Here is a 19764-nt window from a genome sequence, read left to right as displayed (position 1 = left end):
CAGTCGTTCCCATCTTCATTCTACGTTTTGCACTTGTTCGCGCATCTGATCAATCACCGCCTTCAGTTCCAGCCCGACAGCCGTCAGCTCCGTACTCTGAGCCTTGGAGCATAGCGTGTTGGTTTCGCGGTTGAACTCTTGCATCAGGAAATCAAGCTTGCGTCCGACCGCCCCTTCCTGCCTAAGCAGCTCTCTTGCTGCGGCCACATGTGCAGACAGGCGGTCGATCTCTTCGGTAATGTCGGCTTTGACCGCGATCAAAGCCAGTTCCTGCGCAACGCGATCCGGGTCCGCGCCCTGCGCGTTGTCCAGTACGTGTGTCAGATTGTCCCGCAGTGTCGCGGCCATCTTGTCCTTACGATGCACGGCCAGATCGGCTGCCTGTGCTGTCAGCGCCGCAACCTGATCCAGCTGAGTGTTCAGCACGGTAGCCAACGCTTCGCCCTCGGCCCGGCGCATATCGACAAAAGCGGCCAACAGGTCGTTGAAATCTTCGGTCAGGCGCGCCACCAGCGGCGCGGGATCATCCGCATCTGCGGTTGCATCCAACATGCCTTTCAGTGCCAAAAGGTCCGAGGCGCGTGGCGGTTCCAGAGCGATACCGCGCGCAGCTGCCATCTTGTGTGTTTGATCCAATGCGCTCAGGGCTGCGGCCATAGCGACCTCGTTCAAGGCCAGCTCCGAGGCAGAGTCCTCGCGGGTCAGACGCATTGACAGGGTCACATTCCCACGGCTCAGGGATTTTGACAGCGCGCCCCTAAGGGCCACCTCAAGCCCGGTCAGCCAATCAGGGACGCGCAGGCGCATATCAAGGCCTTTGCCGTTGACACTGCGCAACTCCCACGTCCAGCTGTGCGGTCCGTATTCCCCTTTCCCCGAGGCAAACCCGGTCATGGATCTGATCATGACTGTCCTTTCCTGTGACCTCACCCTTTTGGATGTGTGCCGCACCTAATGCGATTGGCCGGTGCAGAGCAAGAGTTTGCTGAGGCAGCATTTGTTTGGCGTAAGTTAACCATTCGTTAAAGAATTACTCCAAAATTGAATAAACCCGAGTCAAACTACCCCTGGTAATGGCTTGCAGGCCACAAATGCTCCGGTTGTGTTGCATTTTATGAAAATGGCGGCCAATTGACGTTAGGGTGAAGAAAATGAAAACCTTTTTCGGGACTGGTTCCGGGTCAGATTTTGGAAAGATCGTCGCAATGGATCGCTTTGACAGTGGGCGCAGCCTTACGCCGATCCGCCAGGCCGAGGCGTATTGGACTGCATTGCTGAGCGGTGACGGTGTTCCGATGCGGTCCCAGGTCGACCCGCGCGGGCTGGAAAACATACTCGAATATACTTTCATTCTTGAACGGATCGCCCCGGGACTGGCCCGGTTTCGCCTTGCCGGAAGTCACCTGAACGCGCTTGCGGGGATGGAGGTTCGTGGCATGCCTGTGACGGCCTTCTTTCAGCCTGATGATCGCGCCAGGATTAAGGACGTTCTGGAGCAGGTATTTGCAGCACCCGCCGTCGCAGAACTGGGTCTGGAGTCGAGCGGGATACTGGGGCGTACCCGGATGCAGGCCTGCATGATCCTTTTGCCGCTCAAAAGCGATCTGGGCGACGTTAGCCGGGTTCTGGGCGTCATGGTCGCGGATGGTGCGATTGGTAAAACCCCACGCCGATTTTCGATTTCAGATACGCGGATAAAGTCATTTTCGGAAATTCAGATACCAACTCCTGCTGTGCCTCAAACCGTTGACGGTTTTGCCGAAGACCAAACGGATTTCAAACGCGCGGCCAAGCACCTTCGTCTGGTCGTGTCGCGCGATGACTGAACCAGTCTGAACACCCGGAACAAAAAACAGCGGACCGGTGGCCCGCTGTTTTTCTTTCTTTTCGAACGCTTAACTTGCGGCGCGTTTTGATCCGTTGCGGCGCAGGTTGGTCAGTTCTTCCGCCACCAGGAACGCCAGTTCCAGCGACTGAGACGCGTTCAGGCGCGGGTCGCAGGCGGTGTGGTAGCGATCTGACAGATCCTCTTCGGTCACGGCCCGCACACCACCGGTGCATTCGGTAACGTCGAGACCGGTCATCTCGAAATGGACACCGCCGGGGATCGTGCCCTCAGACTGATGCACGCCAAAGAAATCGCGCACCTCACGCAAGACAGAATCGAACGGACGGGTTTTGTAGCCCGTGGCCGATTTGATGGTGTTGCCGTGCATCGGGTCGCAGACCCAGGTGACCTTGGCGCCTTCTTCCTTCACAGCCTTGACCAGACGCGGAAGGTGTTCACCCGCCTTGCCTGCACCAAAACGCGCGATCAGGGTCAGGCGGCCCTCTTCATTTTCAGGGTTCAGCTTCGACATGAGAACTTTGAGGTCTTCTGCCGTCGTCGTCGGACCACATTTCAACCCGATCGGGTTCAGAACGCCACGACAGAACTCGACATGTGCACCGTCAGGCTGGCGTGTACGGTCGCCGATCCAGATCATGTGACCAGACCCGGCCAGCCAGTTGCCCGAGGTCGAATCCAGACGGGTCAGCGCCTCTTCATATTCAAGCAACAGACCTTCGTGGCTGGTGTAGAATTCAACAGTCGAGAATTCGTGCGTCGTGTCTGCCGTGATGCCAGCTGCTTCCATGAAGTCGATGGTGTCCTGAATGCGATCTGCCACCTCGGAGTACTTCTGAACGTCCTGTTCGTCGGTAAAGCCCAGCGTCCACGAATGAACACGGCTCATGTCGGCGAAGCCACCGGTTGAAAAGGCACGCAGCAGGTTCAACGTGGCCGCCGCCTGTGTGTAGGCCTGCAACATCTTGCCGGGATTCGGAATCCGCGCTTCGGGCGTGAACGCCAATTCGTTGATAATGTCACCGCGGTAGCTGGGCAGTTCTACACCATTCACAACCTCTGTCGGGGCGCTGCGCGGCTTTGCAAATTGGCCGGCCATGCGACCGACCTTTACCACCGGCACCTTGGCACCATAGGTTAGAACCATCGCCATTTGCAGCATCACCTTGAAGGTGTCACGGATCGCATCGGCGCTGAATTGTTCAAAGCTTTCAGCACAATCCCCACCCTGAAGCAGGAAGGCCTCGCCGCGACCGGCGGCACCAAGATGTTGCTTGAGACGCCGCGCCTCACCGGCAAAGACCAGCGGGGGATACTGCGAAAGCTGGGCCTCGACCTTGGCCAATGCGGCCTCGTCGGTATAGTCTGGCATCTGAACCCGGGGCTTGTTGCGCCAGTTCGTTTTTTGCCATTCGGTCATAGCTTTGATCTCCGCTGAAGTGTTCAGGTCGCCTCTATACAAAAAGCAATGAAGAGTGACCATATCCCATTTGCGCCTCTTGACGCCGCAAACAAGCTTTGATCATGGTGACTGCCAAATACGCCGCAGGATACCTGGTTTTCCCGCGCAGAATTAAGGACATTTTGTCATGCAAGTGCAACGCCAAGCAGTCACGGTCGAAAATGCTGGGGCCATGCCCCGTCATTTCGTTTTTGTCCTTTTGGACAAGTTTTCGCTGCTGTCTTTTGCATCGGCACTCGACAGCCTGCGCATCGCAAACCGCATGGCGGACAAACAGCTTTATACATGGACGCTTTCAGGTGAAGGCGGAGATTCAATTTCATGTTCGGCCGGAACCGAATTCAAACTCGATCGTGACCTGGACGAACTGCAACGCGACGATGTCGTTCTGATTTGCGGGGGCGTTGACGTGCAGGCTGCTACAACCAAACGCATTCTGAACTGGTTGCGGCGCGAGGCACGGCGCGGACTGCGGATCGGCGGTCTGTGCACGGCTGCTTATACCTTGGCCAAGGCTGGTCTGCTGGACAACAAGCGGGCGACGATACATTGGGAAAACTCCGACAGTTTCATCGAAGAATTCGATGAGGTCGAGTTGACGAAAGCAGTCTTTCAGATTGACGGCAGTCGTATGACGACGGCTGGGGGGACTTCATCCATTGATCTGATGCTCAAGTTGATTGCAGACGATTTCGGCGAAGACCTGGCAAATGCGGTGGCGGATCAGATGATCTATTCGTCTATCCGGACAGATCAGGACACGCAGCGCCTGTCTACACCGACACGGATTGGTGTACGTCACCCCAAGTTGAGTCAGGTCATCCTGATGATGGAAAAGAACATAGAAGAGCCGATCTCACCTTCGATTTTGGCCAAGGAAGTCGGTATGTCGACCCGCCAGCTTGAGCGCCTGTTCCGGCGTTATCTCAGCCGCTCGCCCAAGCGGTACTATATGGAGCTTCGTTTGCACAAGGCGCGGAACCTGCTAATGCAAACCGATATGAGTGTCATCAACGTAGCCCTGGCCTGTGGGTTCGCCTCGCCTAGCCATTTCTCGAAATGCTACCGCGCGCATTACAACACCACGCCCTATCGCGAGCGCGGTGCGCAAAGCGGGCGGCTATCGGTGTAAGGTCACTTTGCCGGGGCCATTCTGTAGACGGCCCCCTGCCCAACCGAGATAAACCAGATCGACCCGTCTGGCGCTTCGACGATATCGCGGACGCGCTCGGTTTCAGGGCTTCTGATCTGTTCGGCCTCGTGCATTGGATCGCCCTTAAGTCGGGCGATATAGTCAAACTTCAACGATCCTACGAAAGTGTCACCTGCCCATTGCGGCCAGAGCTTGCCGGAATAAACCAGCAGACCAGAGGGTGCTATGGAAGGATCCCAGTAGTGAACCGGCTGTTCCAGCCCTTCTTTGGTTGTACCTTCCCCGATTTTGTCTCCGGAATAATGTGTGCCGTACGAGATAACAGGCCAGCCGTAATTGGCACCTGCGCGGGGTTGGTTGATTTCATCTCCACCCCGCGCCCCGTGTTCCGAGATCCAAAGTCGGCCAAGCGCGTCCAAATCCGCGCCCTGTGGATTTCGATGACCGTATGACCATATCTCGGGTTCGATATTCAATTGCCCCACAAAGGGGTTATCTGCCGGAACCGTCCCATCGCGGTTGATACGAATGACCGAGCCCATAGGATTGGACCGATCCTGTGCCTTCTCCGCCTGTCCCCGCTCGCCCAAGGTCACGAACAATGTCCCATCATTCGCTTCGACCACACGGCTGCCAAAATGGCGACCACCTGTACCACCTGGCGATGCCTCGAAAACTACTCGGAAGTTCTGAAGGTTTTTGCCTGTTTCGGACAGGCGCGCAACCGCAACAGCAGTTCCTGCACCGTCGCCTTGCGGTTTTGCAAAAGTCAAAAAGACCTCTCGGCTTTGATTGAAATTGCGTGAGATCGTGACGTCCAACAATCCGCCCTGCCCCAGAGCCGCGACCTTTGGAACGCCTGAAACACCCTCTACTTGACTATTTCGCACATACAGCAACCTTCCATCCCGTTCCGTGACGAGGAAGCTTTCATCGGGCAAAATGCCAACTGCCCATGGGGTCTCCAACCCGCCGACCATTTCTTCCAGCTTGACCATCCCGGCTGAAACCGACAGCGTCTGGGCCGCGGCATTCAAGGCGCAGAGTGAGAAAGACAGAATCATCGCCGTTCTGAGCATTCTGGTCCCTTTCGGTGACAATCAGGAGTGAGTCCCAACAAAACAGATAGGATTTCAAACGAAAAAGACAGGTTTGCGTTAGGACTTTTCTTTTCCGAACAGCTTGCCTAGGGTCGTCGCCAGAACGAATACGTTCACAACTGGGAGTAACCATATGAAAAAGCTGCTTACTGCAACTGCAGCAACTGCATTGCTGGCCGGCGCAGCCATGGCCGAAGATGTCAAACTGGGGATTTTGATCGGCTTTACCGGCCCGATTGAATCGCTGGCCCCTGCCATGGGATCGGGCGCGGAACTGGCAATCGCCGAAGTCAACGAATCCGGCAAGTTCATGAACGGTGCCAGCGTGGCTGGTGTACGTGCTGATACCGGCTGTATCGACAATGGTCTGTCCACCTCGAACGGCGAGCGTATGATCGCTGACGGCGTTGCAGGCATCATCGGCGGCGACTGTTCGGGTGTAACCGGCGCGATCCTGCAGAACGTTGCCATTCCAAACGGCATGGTCATGATCTCGCCTTCGGCGACCTCGCCCGGCCTGTCGACCATGGAGGACAACGGCCTGTTCTTCCGCACCGCGCCGTCGGATGCTCGCGAAGGTCAGGTTATGGCTGATATCCTCAAGGATCGTGGCATCAACTCGATCGCGCTGACCTATACCAACAACGACTATGGCAAAGGTCTGGCCGATGCGATCCAGACGTCCTTCGAGGCGGTTGGCGGCGAAGTGACCATCGTGACGGCGCACGAAGACGGCAAGGCCGACTATTCGGCTGAAGTTGGCGCGCTGGCCTCGGCCGGTGGCGACATTCTCGTTGTCGCGGGTTATCTGGACCAGGGTGGTCTGGGCATCATCCAGTCGTCGCTGGACAGCGGTGCGTTCGACACCTTTGGTCTGCCCGGTGGCATGATCGGTGACTCGCTGCCCGCAAATGTCGGCCCCGACCTGAACGGCTCGTTCGGTCAGATCGCCGGGTCCGGTGGTGAAGGTGCAGAAAAGTACTTTGCACTGGCTGAAGCAGCCGGGTTTGACGGGTCGTCGCCCTATTCGCCCGAATCCTATGACGCGGCAGCGCTGTTCATGTTCGCCATGCAAGCCGCCGGTTCGACCAACCCCGCAGATTACGCGGGCAAAGTAATGGACGTCGCTAACGCACCGGGTGAAAAGATCTATCCGGGTGAACTGGCCAAAGGTCTGGAACTGCTGGCCGCCGGTCAGGACATCGACTATGTCGGCGCGTCCGGTGTCGAGTTGATCGGCCCCGGCGAAAGCGCAGGATCGTATCGCGAAATCGAAGTGACCGACGGCGAAAACAAGACCGTCAACTTCCGTTGATCCCGCATATCAAGCTATAAAAACAGACAGCCCGGGCCTTGTGCCCGGGCTGTTTCAATGACAAAAGGCTGCACCTCGTTTCACGGGGACAAGGCAAGGGGATACCATGATCGTCGTCGAGGACGTGCATAAGCATTTCGGCGGATTTCACGCGGTGGATGGGGCGTCGCTGGAAATCCAAAAAGGGTCGATCACCGGCCTGATCGGGCCCAACGGGGCCGGAAAAACCACTCTGTTCAACGTGATCGCCGGTGTTTTGCCCCCGACCAGCGGCAAAGTGGTCATGGACGGTGAAGATATCACCGGCCTGCCCCCGCATGAGTTGTTTCACAAGGGTTTGCTGCGCACGTTCCAGATCGCGCATGAATTCTCGTCGATGACCTGCCGCGAAAATCTGATGATGGTGCCCGGTGCGCAGTCGGGTGAGGCGCTGTGGAATACCTGGTTCGGACGCAAACGCATCGCTGATGAAGAACGCGCGCTGAAAGCCATGGCAGACGAGGTGCTGGAGTTTCTGACCATCGAACATCTGGCCGATCACAAGGCAGGTCAGGTTTCGGGCGGTCAAAAGAAACTGCTGGAACTTGGACGTACCATGATGGTGGACGCCAAGATCGTATTTCTGGACGAGGTCGGAGCAGGCGTGAACCGCACCCTGCTGATGACCATTGCTGATACGATCCTGCGCCTGAACAAAGAGCGTGGTTATACGTTCGTCGTTATCGAGCACGACATGGATTTCATCGGCAAGATCTGCGACCCGGTCATCTGCATGGCCGAGGGCAAGGTTCTGGCCGAGGGCACTCTGGATGAGATCAAGGCAAACGAGCACGTGATCGAAGCCTATCTTGGCACCGGCCTCAAAAACAAAGACAAGCTGGAGGCCCAGACATGACCGCTGGCATGAGCGATAACCCCTATCAGGACGACAAGGGCAACAAGGACGCATCGATTACCAACACGCAAGGTATCGGTACAATGACGCCTGCCCATCGGAAAAGCGGGACGACTCATCGCGTTGAAGGCGGCCCGTTTCTGATTGGCGACACCATGACCGGCGGCTATGGCAAAGGCCCGGATATCCTGCATGACTGTACCATTGCCGTGGACAAGGGTGAAATCGCAGTCATTGTCGGACCGAACGGTGCGGGCAAGTCAACGGCGATGAAAGCTGTGTTTGGGATGCTGGATGTTCGCGCCGGCTCAGTGCGTCTGGATGGCGAGGATATCACCAGCCTCACCCCGCAAGACCGCGTAATCCGCGGTATGGGCTTTGTTCCTCAGACGTCGAACATTTTCACCTCGATGACTGTCGAGGAAAATCTGGAAATGGGTGCCTTCATTCGGCGCGACGATTTCTCGGACACGATGGAGCAGGTCTATGACCTGTTCCCGATCCTGCGCGACAAACGCAATCAGCCCGCCGGAGAGCTTTCTGGCGGTCAGCGCCAGCAGGTTGCCGTGGGTCGCGCGCTGATGACGCAACCCAAGGTCTTGATGCTGGACGAGCCGACCGCGGGTGTCTCACCCATCGTGATGGATGAGCTTTTTGACCGCATCATCGAGGTCGCACGCACCGGGTTGCCGATCCTGATGGTCGAACAAAACGCCCGTCAGGCGCTAGAGATTGCCGACAAGGGATATGTGCTGGTTCAAGGGCGGAATGCCTATACCGGCACGGGCAAGGAACTGTTGGCCGATCCGGAAGTGCGTAAGAGTTTCTTGGGGGGGTGAGGCCTATGAAAACCAGCCTACTCGCCGTTTTCTGTTCATGTCTGCTAGGCAGCATCGCGTTTGCTCAGAGCCTAGCACCGCAAGCTAAGCAGTCTAGAAATGGGGTGATCTTTCGTTGCGATTTCGAGAATCAACGAACGGTCATCCTATCGGCGCTCGATGACAGGATTGTTTGGCAGGAAAATGGTTCTGATTACCCTGCCAGTGATTGGGCACATATTCGGATATCGCATGACCCAATCCTGTCAGTATTTGCTTATGGTGTGGGCATCGGAAGCCCTAGGCTCGATATTTACCAAGGTATCTTCCACGCTGATAAGCCCGGCTACGACCTTAGAACTGCAATCCTCAGCGAGACGCTTGTTGGGCGCGAAAGGTTGATAGTAGAGGCCGTTGAGGGTTTTTGCCAAGGCGAGCAACAGAACTAGTGGGCTTTTTCAAAGCCATTTTTGCACCCTCCAACTTCCTTCTTGTTTCCGCAATCAACTGAAGTCGCCAGTTTAGAAGGAAACGCTAGTTAATCTCGGTATCTGGCCGTCTTCAACCGCGACAACCATCCCAAGATTTCCACGCGTCGGCTGCAATCCGGTCACATTGTGCGTTTAGCGCCCGGCGCTGTGAAGGAAACGGTTTCCCGGACAAGCAAATCTGGTTCCGAGAAATCAAGCGAACCTTCTGAATGAAAAACTCTATTCAGGACCCAAGAATGAAAAATTGGATGTGGGTGGCCGTCGCCACTTTGTGCACGACCGCAGCAACTGCGGAAGAGCGTCACTTTGTCTGCGTCTCAGACCGCGACGGCAGTGAAGTGCGCCTCAAACGGGCGTCGGAAGGAGACAAGGGCATCATCGAAACCACAAGTGTTTCTGGCGATGCGATGGTCTTCAAAGGCGTTGGCAACATGACGTTTGTCTATATCCAGGGCGATGAGGTCATGACCTTTGTCGTGAACTATGACGACATGACCTTTGATCTCTCGGTCAAAGGCCCCAATGCGGGGACCGATCGCGGCGCTTGTACTGAAACAAACGCCTGAGCCCCCTTCCGACCATCTCAACCACGCATCGGAATTGACCGGTGCGTGACTGAGCCGGGCTAGATGTGGAAAGTCCGTCCTTCGTGGAAATTTTTCTAGGGTTTTTGCGCTACCAGCAGGAAAATATGACGATAAACCGCGTGCAAAACATTGTGCCCGCGCAGACCGTTATGCCATAAGGTCGCACCCGGACAGTGAGAAGAAATAATGGACTTACTCAACGCGCTTGTTGCGCTTGCCAACTTTGTCATCGTGCCCGCGATTGCCTATGGCAGTCAGTTGGCGTTGGGAGCGCTTGGCGTGACCCTGATCTACGGAATCCTGCGGTTTTCGAACTTTGCCCATGGTGACACCATGGCCTTTGGCGCGATGATCGCTGTGCTTGTCACCTGGGGCTTGCAAGCCGTTGGTCTCAGCTTTGGGCCGTTGCCGACTGCCCTGCTTGCTCTGCCCTTTGCCATCCTTGGCTGCATCCTTTTGGTGTTGGTCACGGACAGGCTGGTCTACCGCTTTTACCGCGAACAAAAGGCCAAGCCGGTTATCCTTGTGATCGTTTCAATGGGTGTAATGTTCATCATGAACGGTCTGGTACGCTTTATCATCGGGCCGGACGACCAAAAGTTTTCGGATGGTGCAAGATTCCTGATTTCCGCGCGTGACTTTAAGTCCATGACGGGCCTACAAGAGGGGCTGGCTATCAAGACCTCGCAAGGGATTACACTGATAGTGGCCGTTATTGCCGTGGCCTTGTTGTTCTGGTTCCTCAATAAAACACGAACCGGAAAATCGATGCGCGCCTATTCCGACAACGAGGATCTGGCGCTGTTGTCTGGTATCAACCCTGAACGTGTTGTGATGATCACCTGGATCATCGTAGCCGCCCTGGCGACCACAGCGGGTGTACTTTACGGGTTGGACAAGAGCTTTAAACCCTTCGTCTATTTCCAGCTTCTGCTGCCGATATTCGCTTCGGCCATCGTGGGTGGCCTTGGTAACCCACTGGGCGCAATTGCAGGCGGGTTCATCATCGCGTTTTCCGAGGTGACGATCACCTATGCCTGGAAAAAAGTACTGACCTATGTGGCCCCGGAAAACCTGGAGCCGTCCGGATTGGTTCAGCTCCTGTCCACCGATTACAAATTCGCTGTCAGCTTTGTCATCCTGCTGATTGTGCTTCTGTTTAAGCCCACGGGCCTGTTCAAGGGAAAAGCAGTATGACCGAATCTGTCAAAAACACTCTGCTTTTCATAGCGGTTGGCAGCCTCATTCTGCTGACCGGTTTCACGCAAAGCTGGAACACCGCCGTTCTGATTCTGAACATGGGGCTGATCTCGGCCATCATGGCGATCGGTGTGAACCTGCAATGGGGCTTTGCAGGCCTGTTTAACGTGGGGGTCATGGGCTTCGTCGCGCTGGGCGGTCTGGCCGTGGTGCTGGTTTCGACGGCGCCTACCCCGGGCGCCTGGGGCGCTGGCGGTTATGGTATCGTTCTGTCCTTACTACTGGGGGCTGCCACCGTGGTTGCAGCCGTACTGGTGGCAACAAAAATGCCCAAAGGCCGGGTGCAGACGCTCACAATAATCGCTGTCCTTATCGTCGGCTTTTTCCTCTACCGGGCCGTGTTCGACCCCAATGTTGCCGCGGTCGAGGCCATTGACCCGGCGATTGCCGGTAACATTGGTGGTCTGAACCTGCCCGTTCTGCTGGCCTGGCCTGCCGGAGGTCTGCTGGCAGCCGGGGCGGCATGGCTGATTGGCAAAACCGCGCTTGGGCTGCGGTCAGATTATCTGGCAATTGCCACGCTGGGTATCGCCGAGATTATCATCGCCGTCATGAAGAACGAGGATTGGCTGGCCCGCGGCGTGAAGAATGTCTATGGCATTCCGCGCCCCTCACCGGTTGTCGGGTACGAAGTTGAATTGCAGCAAGATCCGGCTTTTCTGGCCCGCGCCGAATGGCTGGGGCTGGATCCGGTCACTGCATCCACCCTCTCGGTGAAACTTGGGTATTCGCTGCTGTTCATGCTGGTTCTTTTGGCGTTACTCTGGATGGCGCAGATGGCGCTGAAAAGCCCGTGGGGTCGTATGATGCGCGCAATCCGCGACAATGAAGTCGCGGCCGAAGCCATGGGCAAGGACGTCACCCGTCGCCACTTGCAGATTTTCGTATTGGGGTCGGCCATTTGCGGAATCGCAGGCGCTATGATGACCACTCTGGACGGACAGCTGACGCCAGGCACCTACAATCCGCTGCGTTTTACCTTTTTGGTTTGGGTCATGGTGATTGTTGGCGGTTCCGGCAACAACTTCGGAGCCGTACTTGGCGCGTTCCTGATCTGGTTCTTGTGGGTTCAGGTCGAGCCGATTGGCTTGTGGTTGATGAGTGTGATCACCGCTGGCTTGCCGGATGGCAGCGCGCTGAAGTCACATCTTATTGATAGTGCCGCACATATGCGCCTGTTCACGATGGGCCTGATCCTGTTGATTGTTCTCAGATTCAGCCCAAGGGGTCTGATCCCCGAGAAATAGGTCAACGCCACGTTCCAATACGCAAGACCGCGCCACTAATCTGGCGCGGTTTCTTGATTCTTAAGGTTTTTCTGAATAAACGGACCCACCACAGTGTTTTTGATTTGCAGCAGGTCCCTGACACTCACACCCGCCTATACCGTTATAATCAATCAACATGACGAGTAGACAAGAGTAGAAAATGAAAGCACCACATCTGAAATCACTCATTCTGTTTCCGGCTATTGCCGTTGCAGTATCCGCCTGCGTCCCCAGTCCCGAAGATCTTGAGACGACGCCGGTCAAAGTACAGACACCAAAAGGTGTCGTGACCTGTCAGCTCTATCGTCAGGATCGCGTGACCTGGGACCGTGCAATCGACTTCCCAGCTACGAAGATGTCGGTTCCCGAGGCTGATGCCTATTGTCGTCAGGAAGGCCAACGCCGACTGAAGTAAACGCGACAGCGCCCCCAACGGGCGCTGCGTTACTTACCTGTTGCGAAACAAACCGCCAAGGATACCGCGCACAATCCGGCGCCCGGTTGTACCTTTAAGCTCTTTGATCACCGCTTCGGTCATTGCCGTGGCGAAGGTGTCCTGCTTGCGCTCAACCCGGGATGAAGACCGACCGACCCGGCTGCCGGAGTATCTGCGGGCGGAAGAGTATTCGCGTTCGATCGGCGATTGCGCTTCAAGAACTTCGTCGGATTCCGCCCGTTCCGCTGCACTGGCCGCAGCTTGGGCTCGCGCCTGAAGAATCTCGAAGGCAGATTTTCGATCTACGCTCTTATCGTATTTCCCTGCCATCGCCGAGGCGGCAAGGATATCCCGGCGTTCGGCATCTGAAATTGGCCCCAGCTGAGATCCCGGTGGACGAATAAGCGTACGCTCGACCACGCCCGGAACGCCTTTCTTTTGCAGCATTGAGGTGATAGCTTCGCCAACGCCGACTTCGCGAATTGCCGTTTCCGTGTCGAAAGTCGGGTTTTCGCGATAGGTTTCAGCGGCCAGCCTCAGGTTCTTTCGGTCCCGCGCCGTGAATGCCCTTAGTGCGTGCTGTATACGGTTGCCCAGCTGTCCAAGAATATCTTCCGGGATGTCAGCAGGGCTCTGAGTGATAAAATATACCCCCACACCCTTTGAACGGATCAGGCGGGCGACCTGTTCAACCTTGTCCACCAGAACCTTAGGCGCATCGTCAAACAGCAGATGGGCCTCGTCAAAAAAGAACACCAGCTTTGGTTTTTCTGGGTCCCCAACCTCTGGCAGCTCTTCGAACAGTTCGCTCAGCAGCCATAACAGGAACGTTGCATAAAGCCGTGGGGCAGCCATCAGCTGGTCGGACGCCAGTATGTTCACCATCCCCTGCCCGTTTTCGTCAGTTCGCATCAGATCGGCCAGATCCAGTGCAGGCTCGCCAAACAGCTTTGTACCACCCTGATTCTCGAGGACCAGCAGACGTCGCTGAATCGCCCCAATCGAGGACGTGGATACGTTGCCGTATCGCAATGACAGTTGCGCCCGATTCTCTCCGATCCATATCAGCAGCGCCTGTAAGTCCTTGAGGTCCAGCAGCGGCATCCCTTCTTCGTCAGCTACGCGGAATGCGATATTCAGGATACCTTCCTGCGCCTCGCTCAACTCCAGTAACCGTGACAGCAACAGCGGGCCCATTTCCGTCACTGTCGTACGCACCGGATGGCCCTGTTCACCGAACAGATCCCAGAACGTCACCGGGCAGGCAGAATAGGCAAAATCCTCGAACCCGATCCTACTGGCCCGTTCCTGAAAGGCCTGATTCAGTTTGTGGGTCTCGCTTCCGGGAAGGGCCAGCCCAGACAGGTCCCCTTTCACATCCGAGAGGAATACCGGGACACCCGCCTGAGAAAAACCTTCTGCAAGAATCTGCAATGTCACGGTCTTGCCGGTACCAGTTGCCCCGGCAATCAATCCATGGCGGTTCGCATATTTCAACGTAAGTTCCTGCGGCTCAGCATAGTTTTCACCGCCACCGCCCAAAAAGATATTCGTGCCCATTAACATTGCCTTATTGTTCACCGATCCGCCGCCAGCATACAAAGTTAACCTTTGACTGCGATAGTCTATTTGCCTTGCGTTGCGGGGCAAAATTCCTCCCTGTCGACTGGCCGTGCCTGCTGGCACGGCCCTTTTGGTTCGGCCCCTAGATTATTATTCTGGCGCATAGATTAAAAATTGAGGATAGCTGTTGACCCGTGTGCGCCCCTTCCGTAGGGTTTGCGCATAAATAAGTCGGCCAGTCCGACGGGGAGAATCTTATGGGGAAGGGAGCTGGTCGAACAGCTCCCTTTTTCTAATATCCGAAGGTGCGGCTCCAACCCTCAGGCAAGAATCTGTTCACGTTCACAAAGGCTGCTCTGTTAGTGCCTGACACTGGTTCAGAAGAGTGTTAAACGAAGCAAAAAGATCAATCATCAACCCGAGGCATTCATGATCAAGAAAATCCTCTCGTTCAACACTATCGCCGCCGTACTTCTGTCCGGTGCGGCGTATGCACAGGACACATCCACAACCGCGCCTGAAGCTGGCCTCGACCTTGGTCAAGAAGGACCTCGGGCCGGTGAACAGTTCGTAAAGGAAGAATTCGGAGATTGGGACGTTTCCTGTATCAAGGCACAGGAAGGTGACGATCCTTGTGCCATCGTTCAGGTTCTTGAAGGCAACAATGGTGATCCGATAGCAGAAGTATCGATCGGAAAACTGCCGGAAGGTGGTGCCGCTGTTGCCTGGGCAAACGTCATCGTACCCCTGGAAACACTGCTGCAAGCACAACTAGCCCTGTCAATCGATGGCGCGCCGCGTAAGCTGTACAACTACCATCACTGCGTTCCGGTGGGCTGTATTGCGCAACTGGGTCTCAGCCAAGGCGATATTGACGCGATGAAAGCTGGTACCAAGGCGACGTTTTCGCTGGTTCCCGCCCGTTTCCCGGATCAGGTTCTTGAAATGGACATGTCGCTCTCCGGCTTCACATCGGGCTTTGACGCTCTGAACGTCAACACGAACTAAGAAATTAATTCCGTGAAAGCCGCCGCCTTATCAACGGCGGCTTCTTCACTAAATCCGCTTCAAGGCCAGTACGGCATTCAACCCACCAAAGGCGAATGCGTTGCTAAGCGCGACGTCGACCTTTGCCTCGCGCGATTCGTTCGGTACGACGTCCAACGCGCATTCCGGGTCTGCTTCCTCATATCCGATCGTCGGTGCAATGACACCGTCCCGCAATGCCATGATGCAGGCCAGCAGCTCAACAGCTCCGGTCCCACCAATTAGGTGGCCGTGCATGGACTTCGTGGACGATATCATCAGATCGTCTGCGTGCGGCCCAAACACGTCGGCCACCGCAGCGCACTCAGTTTTGTCATTTGCAGCCGTTCCGGTTCCATGTGCGTTGATATAGCCCACATCTTTTGCGTTCAGTTTCGCATCGGCTAAGGCACCAGCCATAGCCCGCGCGGCACCTTGTTTGCTGGGCATCACAATGTCCGAGGCATCCGATGACATGGCAAAGCCGGCAACCTCGCATAGTATTTCGGCGCCTCGGGCCCGGGCGTGTTCGTATTCCTCAAAGACAAAGACACCAGCTCCTTCGCCCTGCACCATTCCGTTGCGGTTGGCACTGAACGGACGGCACGCGTCTTTCGACATCACGCGCAACCCTTCCCAGGCTTTTACGCCGCCGAAACACAACATGGATTCGGACCCACCCGTAACCATGACCGGCGCCGCGCCGCTGCGCACAATCTGAAAGGCCTGCGCCATCGCATGGTTTGATGACGCACATGCTGTCGACACCGTGAAACTGGGGCCTTTTAGGTTGTGTTCCATGGAAACATGGCTGGCGGCCGCATTGTTCATGAGCTTTGGAACGACAAAGGGGTGTACCCTATTCTTCCCATCCTCATAGACGGAACGGTAATTGTCATCCCAGGTCGAAACACCACCGCCCGCGGTCCCCAGAACGACGCCTGATCTGGCCGCCAGTTCGCCGTGAAATTCGATGCCCGACTGTTCAATCGCCTCTTTGGCTGCTGTCAGGGTGAATTGGGTGAAACGGTCGTACAGCGACATCTGCTGTCGGTTGAACCGTCCCTCCGCCTCGAATCCCCGGACCTGTCCGCCGATCTTGATGGCCAACCGATCGACATCCCGGAATTCAAGCTCCGAAATACCACAACGACCTTCGCGCATGGCTTCCAGTGTATCAGGGACCGAATGCCCCAGCGAATTGATCGTACCCGCTCCGGTAATGACAACGCGTTTCATGAGCGTTTGTCAGACCTTTTCCGAAACGAGTTTTTCGATCCCAGAGATGATCGCGGCCACATTGGAGATATCAAAATCATTGGCCTCAGGCTCGTTGGCATTGAAAGGAACCGAAATGTCAAACTCTTCCTCGATGGCAAATATGCTTTCGACCAGCCCGAGGCTGTCGATTCCCAGATCTTCCAGCGTGCTTTCGGGCGTTACATCCGATGGCTCCAGAACGGCCTGTTCTGCAATGATCGCGATGACGCGGTCGCTGATGCTCATGTCGATCCCCTGATTATCAGTTTGAGGTTGATTTAATCGCTCGGGTTCTGTTTGAAAACAGCCTTTTTCAATGCCTCGACGTCGCGGGCGATACGGGGCAAGCGCCGTTGCACCTTGTAAATATCTGTATGCGTTTCCATTTTGACGCCGGGATACCCCATGATCACGCGACCAGCGGGTACATTGGAAAGTATCTTGGTGCCGCCTCCGGCAATAACCCCGTCCCCGATGAAAATGTTGTCGACAACGCCGGTCTGACCGCCCAGAACCACGTTGTTTCCGATCTCAACCGAACCCGACACACCAGTCTGACCGCACAACAGGCAGTCCTGACCGACTCGGGTGTTGTGCCCGACATGGACCAGATTATCCAACTTCGAACCGTGGCCAATATACGTATTTCGGATCGTGCCATTATCGACTGTGCAATTCGCACCGACTTCGACGTCATCACCGATTTCCACCGCACCCAGCGAATGAATGCGCAGCCAGCTCTGCGCTTTGGCCTCCCCCTGATCGCCCATTGTCTTGCGTACATTTTCGACGCCCGAGACTTCGGGTGTTACGAAGCTGAACCCGTCCCCTCCGATCCGGGCACCGGGTTGCGCGATAAAACGATCTCCGATCTGCGCCCGTGCGCCAATGCTGACCATTTCGCGCAACACCGCCTGGTCGCCCAATATGGCATCCATTCCCACCGCGCAATGTGCCCCTATGACAGAGCCTGCGCCGATCCGGGCGCGCGCGCCCACAACAACCAACGGTCCAATCGCGACGTCAGGACTGATTTCAGCTGTTGGATCGATCACGGCCGAAGGGTGTATCCCCGGCTCGACCCCCTGCCCCCGGTCCAGCATGGAAGTAATGCCAGCCATCGCCATACGTGGACGTTTGACAAAGATCGCAGCACGCAATCCCATCGCCTGCCAATCGGCCCCTTCCCAAAGGACGGCCGCACGAGCGGCTCCGTTGGTAAGCGCCTCGGCGTATTTCGGAGACATGGCCATCGCCAGATCTGTCGGGCCTGCATCGCCCGGTTCGGCGGCGCGCACAATCGTCAGGCCGCCATCGCCCTGACATTCAGCACCCAGAGACTCGGCGATCTGTTGTACGGTAAACTGCATGGCGGGCTTCCTTTTGGCAGGATTTGCCCTGTGCTTACCCCTGAACGTCCGGCAGGGCCACCCCTGCTTTTTGAAGCGCATCCCAAATCTTGCCGTCCCGTCCATAAACATCTCGGCGGTACTGTACTTCGCCTTTGGGCCCGACATAGGCCGTTCGATAAATCAGATGCACCGGAACTTTCTGTTCCAAATTGACTTTGGTCTCTTTTCCGGTGTTCAGAACGCGATGGAAGAATGCCTTTGGATCTTCCTCCTGTTTGGCCAGAAGCGCGTAAGCAAATTCAAAGGGCTGGGCCAAGCGGATACACCCATGTGAAAAGGCCCGAACTTCGCGCGAGAACAGGTTTTTCTGTGGAGTATCATGCAGATAGATGTTGTGCTTATTGGGGAACATGAACTTCACCAGACCCAACGCATTGCTTTTGCTGGGCGGTTGGCGCATCGCGAAGGGAAAATTGCTGGTCGTGAACTGGGTAAAGTCTACCGCACCCCGATTGACCTGCCTGCCGCTTCTATCTGTTATCTGGATATGGCCAACAGCATTTGGGTTTGATTGCAGTTTCGGCAGGTATTCCTTGGTTATAATCGAGCGGGGAACATACCAGCTGGGGTTGATTACCATATGCTCCATCTCATCCGAAAACTCCGGACTCCTGCGATCATGCACATTTTTACCGATAACCGCACGGGTTTCAAAGGTGACTTGCCCGTCATCCACGATCTTCGCCGTGAAATCGGCTTGGTTCACAAGAATTTGACGCGTGCCACGTTCCCGAGGCAGCCACCGCTCACGTTCCAACGCCACGTAAACGGCTTTCAACCGGTCTGTCGCTGGACGGTTCATCTCGGCAATCGTCCCTTTACCCGCCACACCATCGGGTTCAAGCCCATGCGCGGTTTGAAAGGCACGAACGCCCTCAAGCAATGCGTTATCGAAAGTCGGGCTGGCGGAAGGTTTCATGTAACCCATTACCACTAGGCGATCGCGCAGCTTGATAACATTTGGTCCCGTGTCGCCGTATTCCAGTTTGCTTTCGGGAACTGTTGGCCCCCATCCCCCCTGAAACACCAGCTTTTCCAAGGACAGCTTCTGCTTCATCAACGCACGGTATTGATGTGATTGCGGCGCTAGGGCTGTAAAGTAGGCCGCGCCCTGGGTGCTTATTCCTTGCAAATGCTCTACAGGGCTGCGTCGTTCTACGGACCGAACCAGCCCATCATCCACGCTGCCGGGCCGGATTACGCCCGCATAAAGCGCGTCGGCATATTCGACAAAGATACGGCTCAGTTCGGCTTCAACTGTTCCGAGATCACGCACCGAACGGGCCTTTTCCATCTTCTCCATCACGGCGGCGATAATCGGCTCGGCCTGTGGCAGACCGTGCAGATGCCCATCCTTAAGCGCCTTGATCAACGTCGCCCGGCGTTGAGCGTGTTCAGGCGTATCGCCGACCCATAGCGGTGAGAACCCGTTTGCCCGGTAGAACTCAACCAGTTGCGGTGCCTGCAGAGTATGTTCAGCGATGGCCATCTGAAACGCAGTTCCTGGCGCTGCTTCGGACGTCGTATTGGCGACAGACGCGGTGGCCACGAAATACGCAGCAAACAGGATACTGGTACTGGTTCGGAGAACAGAAAGCATAGGATAGCCTTGGAATTCAATAGTTTGAACTGGTGATTTATACGCCGAATAACTATGCAGTCTTGCCAGAACGCTTGTCCACTCACGATATCCTTACCAAATCGCATCTTCGTCGGCCTGATGCGCGTTTGCATCGGCTACGCGGCCCAAAGCCCACAACTGCGAAATATTTGTAATGCTCTGTGACAAATGCGCAAAAAACTGCCGAAAACTCCCCCTTGAAAAGGTGAAAATGAAACACTTCTTGGCCCTCGATTCCGATTGTGCCATAA

Annotated in this window: 19 protein-coding genes; 11 read left to right on the top strand and 8 right to left on the bottom strand. The window is 55.9% G+C overall.

Translation table 11 applies throughout. From position 1 onward, the window contains the following. Nucleotides 1–15 precede the first annotated feature (15 nt). Nucleotides 16–906 carry a YicC/YloC family endoribonuclease gene (locus I9188_RS02825; RefSeq protein WP_209503921.1) on the bottom strand — a complete coding sequence of 297 codons (891 nt, stop codon included), beginning with the start codon at nt 904–906 and terminating at the stop codon, nt 16–18. Nucleotides 907–1151: 245 nt separating this feature from the next. Here I9188_RS02825 and I9188_RS02820 point away from each other — a divergent pair, with 245 nt between their 5' ends. Further along, on the top strand, nt 1152–1826 hold the full coding sequence (locus I9188_RS02820) for a PAS domain-containing protein (protein WP_209503920.1): 675 nt from the start codon (nt 1152–1154) through the stop codon (nt 1824–1826). 69 nt (nt 1827–1895) lie between these two features. Here the strand turns inward: I9188_RS02820 and I9188_RS02815 are convergent, their stop codons facing one another. After that, complete coding sequence (locus tag I9188_RS02815) at nt 1896–3266, bottom strand: 3-deoxy-7-phosphoheptulonate synthase class II (protein WP_209503919.1); 1371 nt, start codon at nt 3264–3266, stop codon at nt 1896–1898. A 169-nt stretch (nt 3267–3435) separates the two neighbouring features. On the opposite strand from I9188_RS02815, the gene I9188_RS02810 reads away from it, so the two are divergent. After that, nucleotides 3436–4440 (top strand): GlxA family transcriptional regulator, encoded by a 1005-nt coding sequence (locus tag I9188_RS02810; RefSeq protein WP_209503918.1) that lies wholly within the window; start codon nt 3436–3438, stop codon nt 4438–4440. Nucleotides 4441–4442: 2 nt separating this feature from the next. Here I9188_RS02810 and I9188_RS02805 read toward each other — a convergent pair whose 3' ends face one another. Further along, entirely contained in the window at nt 4443–5540 is a 1098-nt protein-coding gene (locus I9188_RS02805; RefSeq protein ID WP_209503917.1) for a PQQ-dependent sugar dehydrogenase, read from the bottom strand. 154 nt (nt 5541–5694) lie between these two features. On the opposite strand from I9188_RS02805, the gene I9188_RS02800 reads away from it, so the two are divergent. The 8 genes from I9188_RS02800 to I9188_RS02765 all read left to right on the top strand — a co-directional run bounded on the left by I9188_RS02800 (nt 5695) and on the right by I9188_RS02765 (nt 12610). Beyond that, nucleotides 5695–6876, top strand: coding sequence for an ABC transporter substrate-binding protein (locus I9188_RS02800; protein ID WP_209503916.1), 1182 nt, complete (start codon nt 5695–5697; stop codon nt 6874–6876). 106 nt (nt 6877–6982) lie between these two features. Beyond that, nucleotides 6983–7771: an ABC transporter ATP-binding protein gene (locus I9188_RS02795; RefSeq protein WP_209503915.1), complete on the top strand. Its 789-nt coding sequence runs from the start codon at nt 6983–6985 to the stop codon at nt 7769–7771. An 8-nt stretch (nt 7772–7779) separates the two neighbouring features. Further along, nucleotides 7780–8610 carry an ABC transporter ATP-binding protein gene (locus tag I9188_RS02790; RefSeq protein ID WP_209504888.1) on the top strand — a complete coding sequence of 277 codons (831 nt, stop codon included), beginning with the start codon at nt 7780–7782 and terminating at the stop codon, nt 8608–8610. Between the two features lie 5 nt (nt 8611–8615). Beyond that, a complete protein-coding gene (locus tag I9188_RS02785; protein ID WP_209503914.1) occupies nt 8616–9038 on the top strand; it encodes a hypothetical protein in 423 nt (140 codons plus the stop codon). A 278-nt stretch (nt 9039–9316) separates the two neighbouring features. Continuing rightward, on the top strand, nt 9317–9646 hold the full coding sequence (locus I9188_RS02780; protein ID WP_209503913.1) for a hypothetical protein: 330 nt from the start codon (nt 9317–9319) through the stop codon (nt 9644–9646). Between the two features lie 207 nt (nt 9647–9853). After that, nucleotides 9854–10864, top strand: a complete 1011-nt coding sequence (locus I9188_RS02775) for a branched-chain amino acid ABC transporter permease (RefSeq protein ID WP_209503912.1) — start codon at nt 9854–9856, stop codon at nt 10862–10864. After that, a complete protein-coding gene (locus I9188_RS02770; protein WP_209503911.1) occupies nt 10861–12174 on the top strand; it encodes a branched-chain amino acid ABC transporter permease in 1314 nt (437 codons plus the stop codon). The genes I9188_RS02775 and I9188_RS02770 overlap by 4 nt, the downstream gene beginning before the upstream one ends. 181 nt (nt 12175–12355) lie before the next feature. Then, entirely contained in the window at nt 12356–12610 is a 255-nt protein-coding gene (locus tag I9188_RS02765) for a hypothetical protein (protein WP_209503910.1), read from the top strand. A gap of 33 nt (nt 12611–12643) precedes the next feature. Here the strand turns inward: I9188_RS02765 and I9188_RS02760 are convergent, their stop codons facing one another. Continuing rightward, on the bottom strand, nt 12644–14191 hold the full coding sequence (locus I9188_RS02760) for a helicase HerA-like domain-containing protein (protein ID WP_209503909.1): 1548 nt from the start codon (nt 14189–14191) through the stop codon (nt 12644–12646). 432 nt (nt 14192–14623) lie between these two features. Here I9188_RS02760 and I9188_RS02755 point away from each other — a divergent pair, with 432 nt between their 5' ends. Continuing rightward, nucleotides 14624–15202 carry an invasion associated locus B family protein gene (locus tag I9188_RS02755; protein WP_209503908.1) on the top strand — a complete coding sequence of 193 codons (579 nt, stop codon included), beginning with the start codon at nt 14624–14626 and terminating at the stop codon, nt 15200–15202. Between the two features lie 48 nt (nt 15203–15250). Here I9188_RS02755 and I9188_RS02750 read toward each other — a convergent pair whose 3' ends face one another. From I9188_RS02750 to I9188_RS02735, 4 genes are read right to left on the bottom strand one after another with little or no spacing between them, the layout of a single operon-like run. Beyond that, nucleotides 15251–16459 carry a beta-ketoacyl-[acyl-carrier-protein] synthase family protein gene (locus I9188_RS02750; RefSeq protein ID WP_209503907.1) on the bottom strand — a complete coding sequence of 403 codons (1209 nt, stop codon included), beginning with the start codon at nt 16457–16459 and terminating at the stop codon, nt 15251–15253. Between the two features lie 9 nt (nt 16460–16468). Further along, nucleotides 16469–16726, bottom strand: coding sequence for an acyl carrier protein (locus I9188_RS02745; RefSeq protein WP_209503906.1), 258 nt, complete (start codon nt 16724–16726; stop codon nt 16469–16471). A gap of 32 nt (nt 16727–16758) precedes the next feature. After that, nucleotides 16759–17850 carry a UDP-3-O-(3-hydroxymyristoyl)glucosamine N-acyltransferase gene (lpxD, locus tag I9188_RS02740; protein WP_209503905.1) on the bottom strand — a complete coding sequence of 364 codons (1092 nt, stop codon included), beginning with the start codon at nt 17848–17850 and terminating at the stop codon, nt 16759–16761. 34 nt (nt 17851–17884) lie between these two features. After that, complete coding sequence (locus tag I9188_RS02735; RefSeq protein ID WP_209503904.1) at nt 17885–19492, bottom strand: L,D-transpeptidase family protein; 1608 nt, start codon at nt 19490–19492, stop codon at nt 17885–17887. Nucleotides 19493–19764 lie beyond the last annotated feature (272 nt).

Source organism: Ruegeria sp. HKCCSA071, from assembly GCF_017872555.1.
Taxonomy (GTDB): domain Bacteria; phylum Pseudomonadota; class Alphaproteobacteria; order Rhodobacterales; family Rhodobacteraceae; genus Ruegeria.
This window is presented reverse-complemented; position numbering and strand designations above follow the sequence as displayed.

Excerpts from the sequence above, each read along its gene's own strand:
- I9188_RS02825 (WP_209503921.1), bottom strand. The coding sequence starts at position 906 with ATGATCAGATCCATGACCGGGTTTGCCTCGGGGAAAGGGGAATACGGA.
- I9188_RS02805 (WP_209503917.1), bottom strand. The coding sequence starts at position 5,540 with ATGCTCAGAACGGCGATGATTCTGTCTTTCTCACTCTGCGCCTTGAAT.
- I9188_RS02795 (WP_209503915.1), top strand. The coding sequence starts at position 6,983 with ATGATCGTCGTCGAGGACGTGCATAAGCATTTCGGCGGATTTCACGCG.
- I9188_RS02735 (WP_209503904.1), bottom strand. The coding sequence starts at position 19,492 with ATGCTTTCTGTTCTCCGAACCAGTACCAGTATCCTGTTTGCTGCGTAT.
- I9188_RS02790 (WP_209504888.1), top strand. The coding sequence starts at position 7,780 with ATGAGCGATAACCCCTATCAGGACGACAAGGGCAACAAGGACGCATCG.
- I9188_RS02780 (WP_209503913.1), top strand. The coding sequence starts at position 9,317 with ATGAAAAATTGGATGTGGGTGGCCGTCGCCACTTTGTGCACGACCGCA.
- I9188_RS02800 (WP_209503916.1), top strand. The coding sequence starts at position 5,695 with ATGAAAAAGCTGCTTACTGCAACTGCAGCAACTGCATTGCTGGCCGGC.
- I9188_RS02750 (WP_209503907.1), bottom strand. The coding sequence starts at position 16,459 with ATGAAACGCGTTGTCATTACCGGAGCGGGTACGATCAATTCGCTGGGG.
- I9188_RS02745 (WP_209503906.1), bottom strand. The coding sequence starts at position 16,726 with ATGAGCATCAGCGACCGCGTCATCGCGATCATTGCAGAACAGGCCGTT.
- I9188_RS02810 (WP_209503918.1), top strand. The coding sequence starts at position 3,436 with ATGCAAGTGCAACGCCAAGCAGTCACGGTCGAAAATGCTGGGGCCATG.
- lpxD (WP_209503905.1), bottom strand. The coding sequence starts at position 17,850 with ATGCAGTTTACCGTACAACAGATCGCCGAGTCTCTGGGTGCTGAATGT.
- I9188_RS02775 (WP_209503912.1), top strand. The coding sequence starts at position 9,854 with ATGGACTTACTCAACGCGCTTGTTGCGCTTGCCAACTTTGTCATCGTG.
- I9188_RS02755 (WP_209503908.1), top strand. The coding sequence starts at position 14,624 with ATGATCAAGAAAATCCTCTCGTTCAACACTATCGCCGCCGTACTTCTG.
- I9188_RS02760 (WP_209503909.1), bottom strand. The coding sequence starts at position 14,191 with ATGGGCACGAATATCTTTTTGGGCGGTGGCGGTGAAAACTATGCTGAG.
- I9188_RS02765 (WP_209503910.1), top strand. The coding sequence starts at position 12,356 with ATGAAAGCACCACATCTGAAATCACTCATTCTGTTTCCGGCTATTGCC.
- I9188_RS02770 (WP_209503911.1), top strand. The coding sequence starts at position 10,861 with ATGACCGAATCTGTCAAAAACACTCTGCTTTTCATAGCGGTTGGCAGC.
- I9188_RS02820 (WP_209503920.1), top strand. The coding sequence starts at position 1,152 with ATGAAAACCTTTTTCGGGACTGGTTCCGGGTCAGATTTTGGAAAGATC.
- I9188_RS02785 (WP_209503914.1), top strand. The coding sequence starts at position 8,616 with ATGAAAACCAGCCTACTCGCCGTTTTCTGTTCATGTCTGCTAGGCAGC.
- I9188_RS02815 (WP_209503919.1), bottom strand. The coding sequence starts at position 3,266 with ATGACCGAATGGCAAAAAACGAACTGGCGCAACAAGCCCCGGGTTCAG.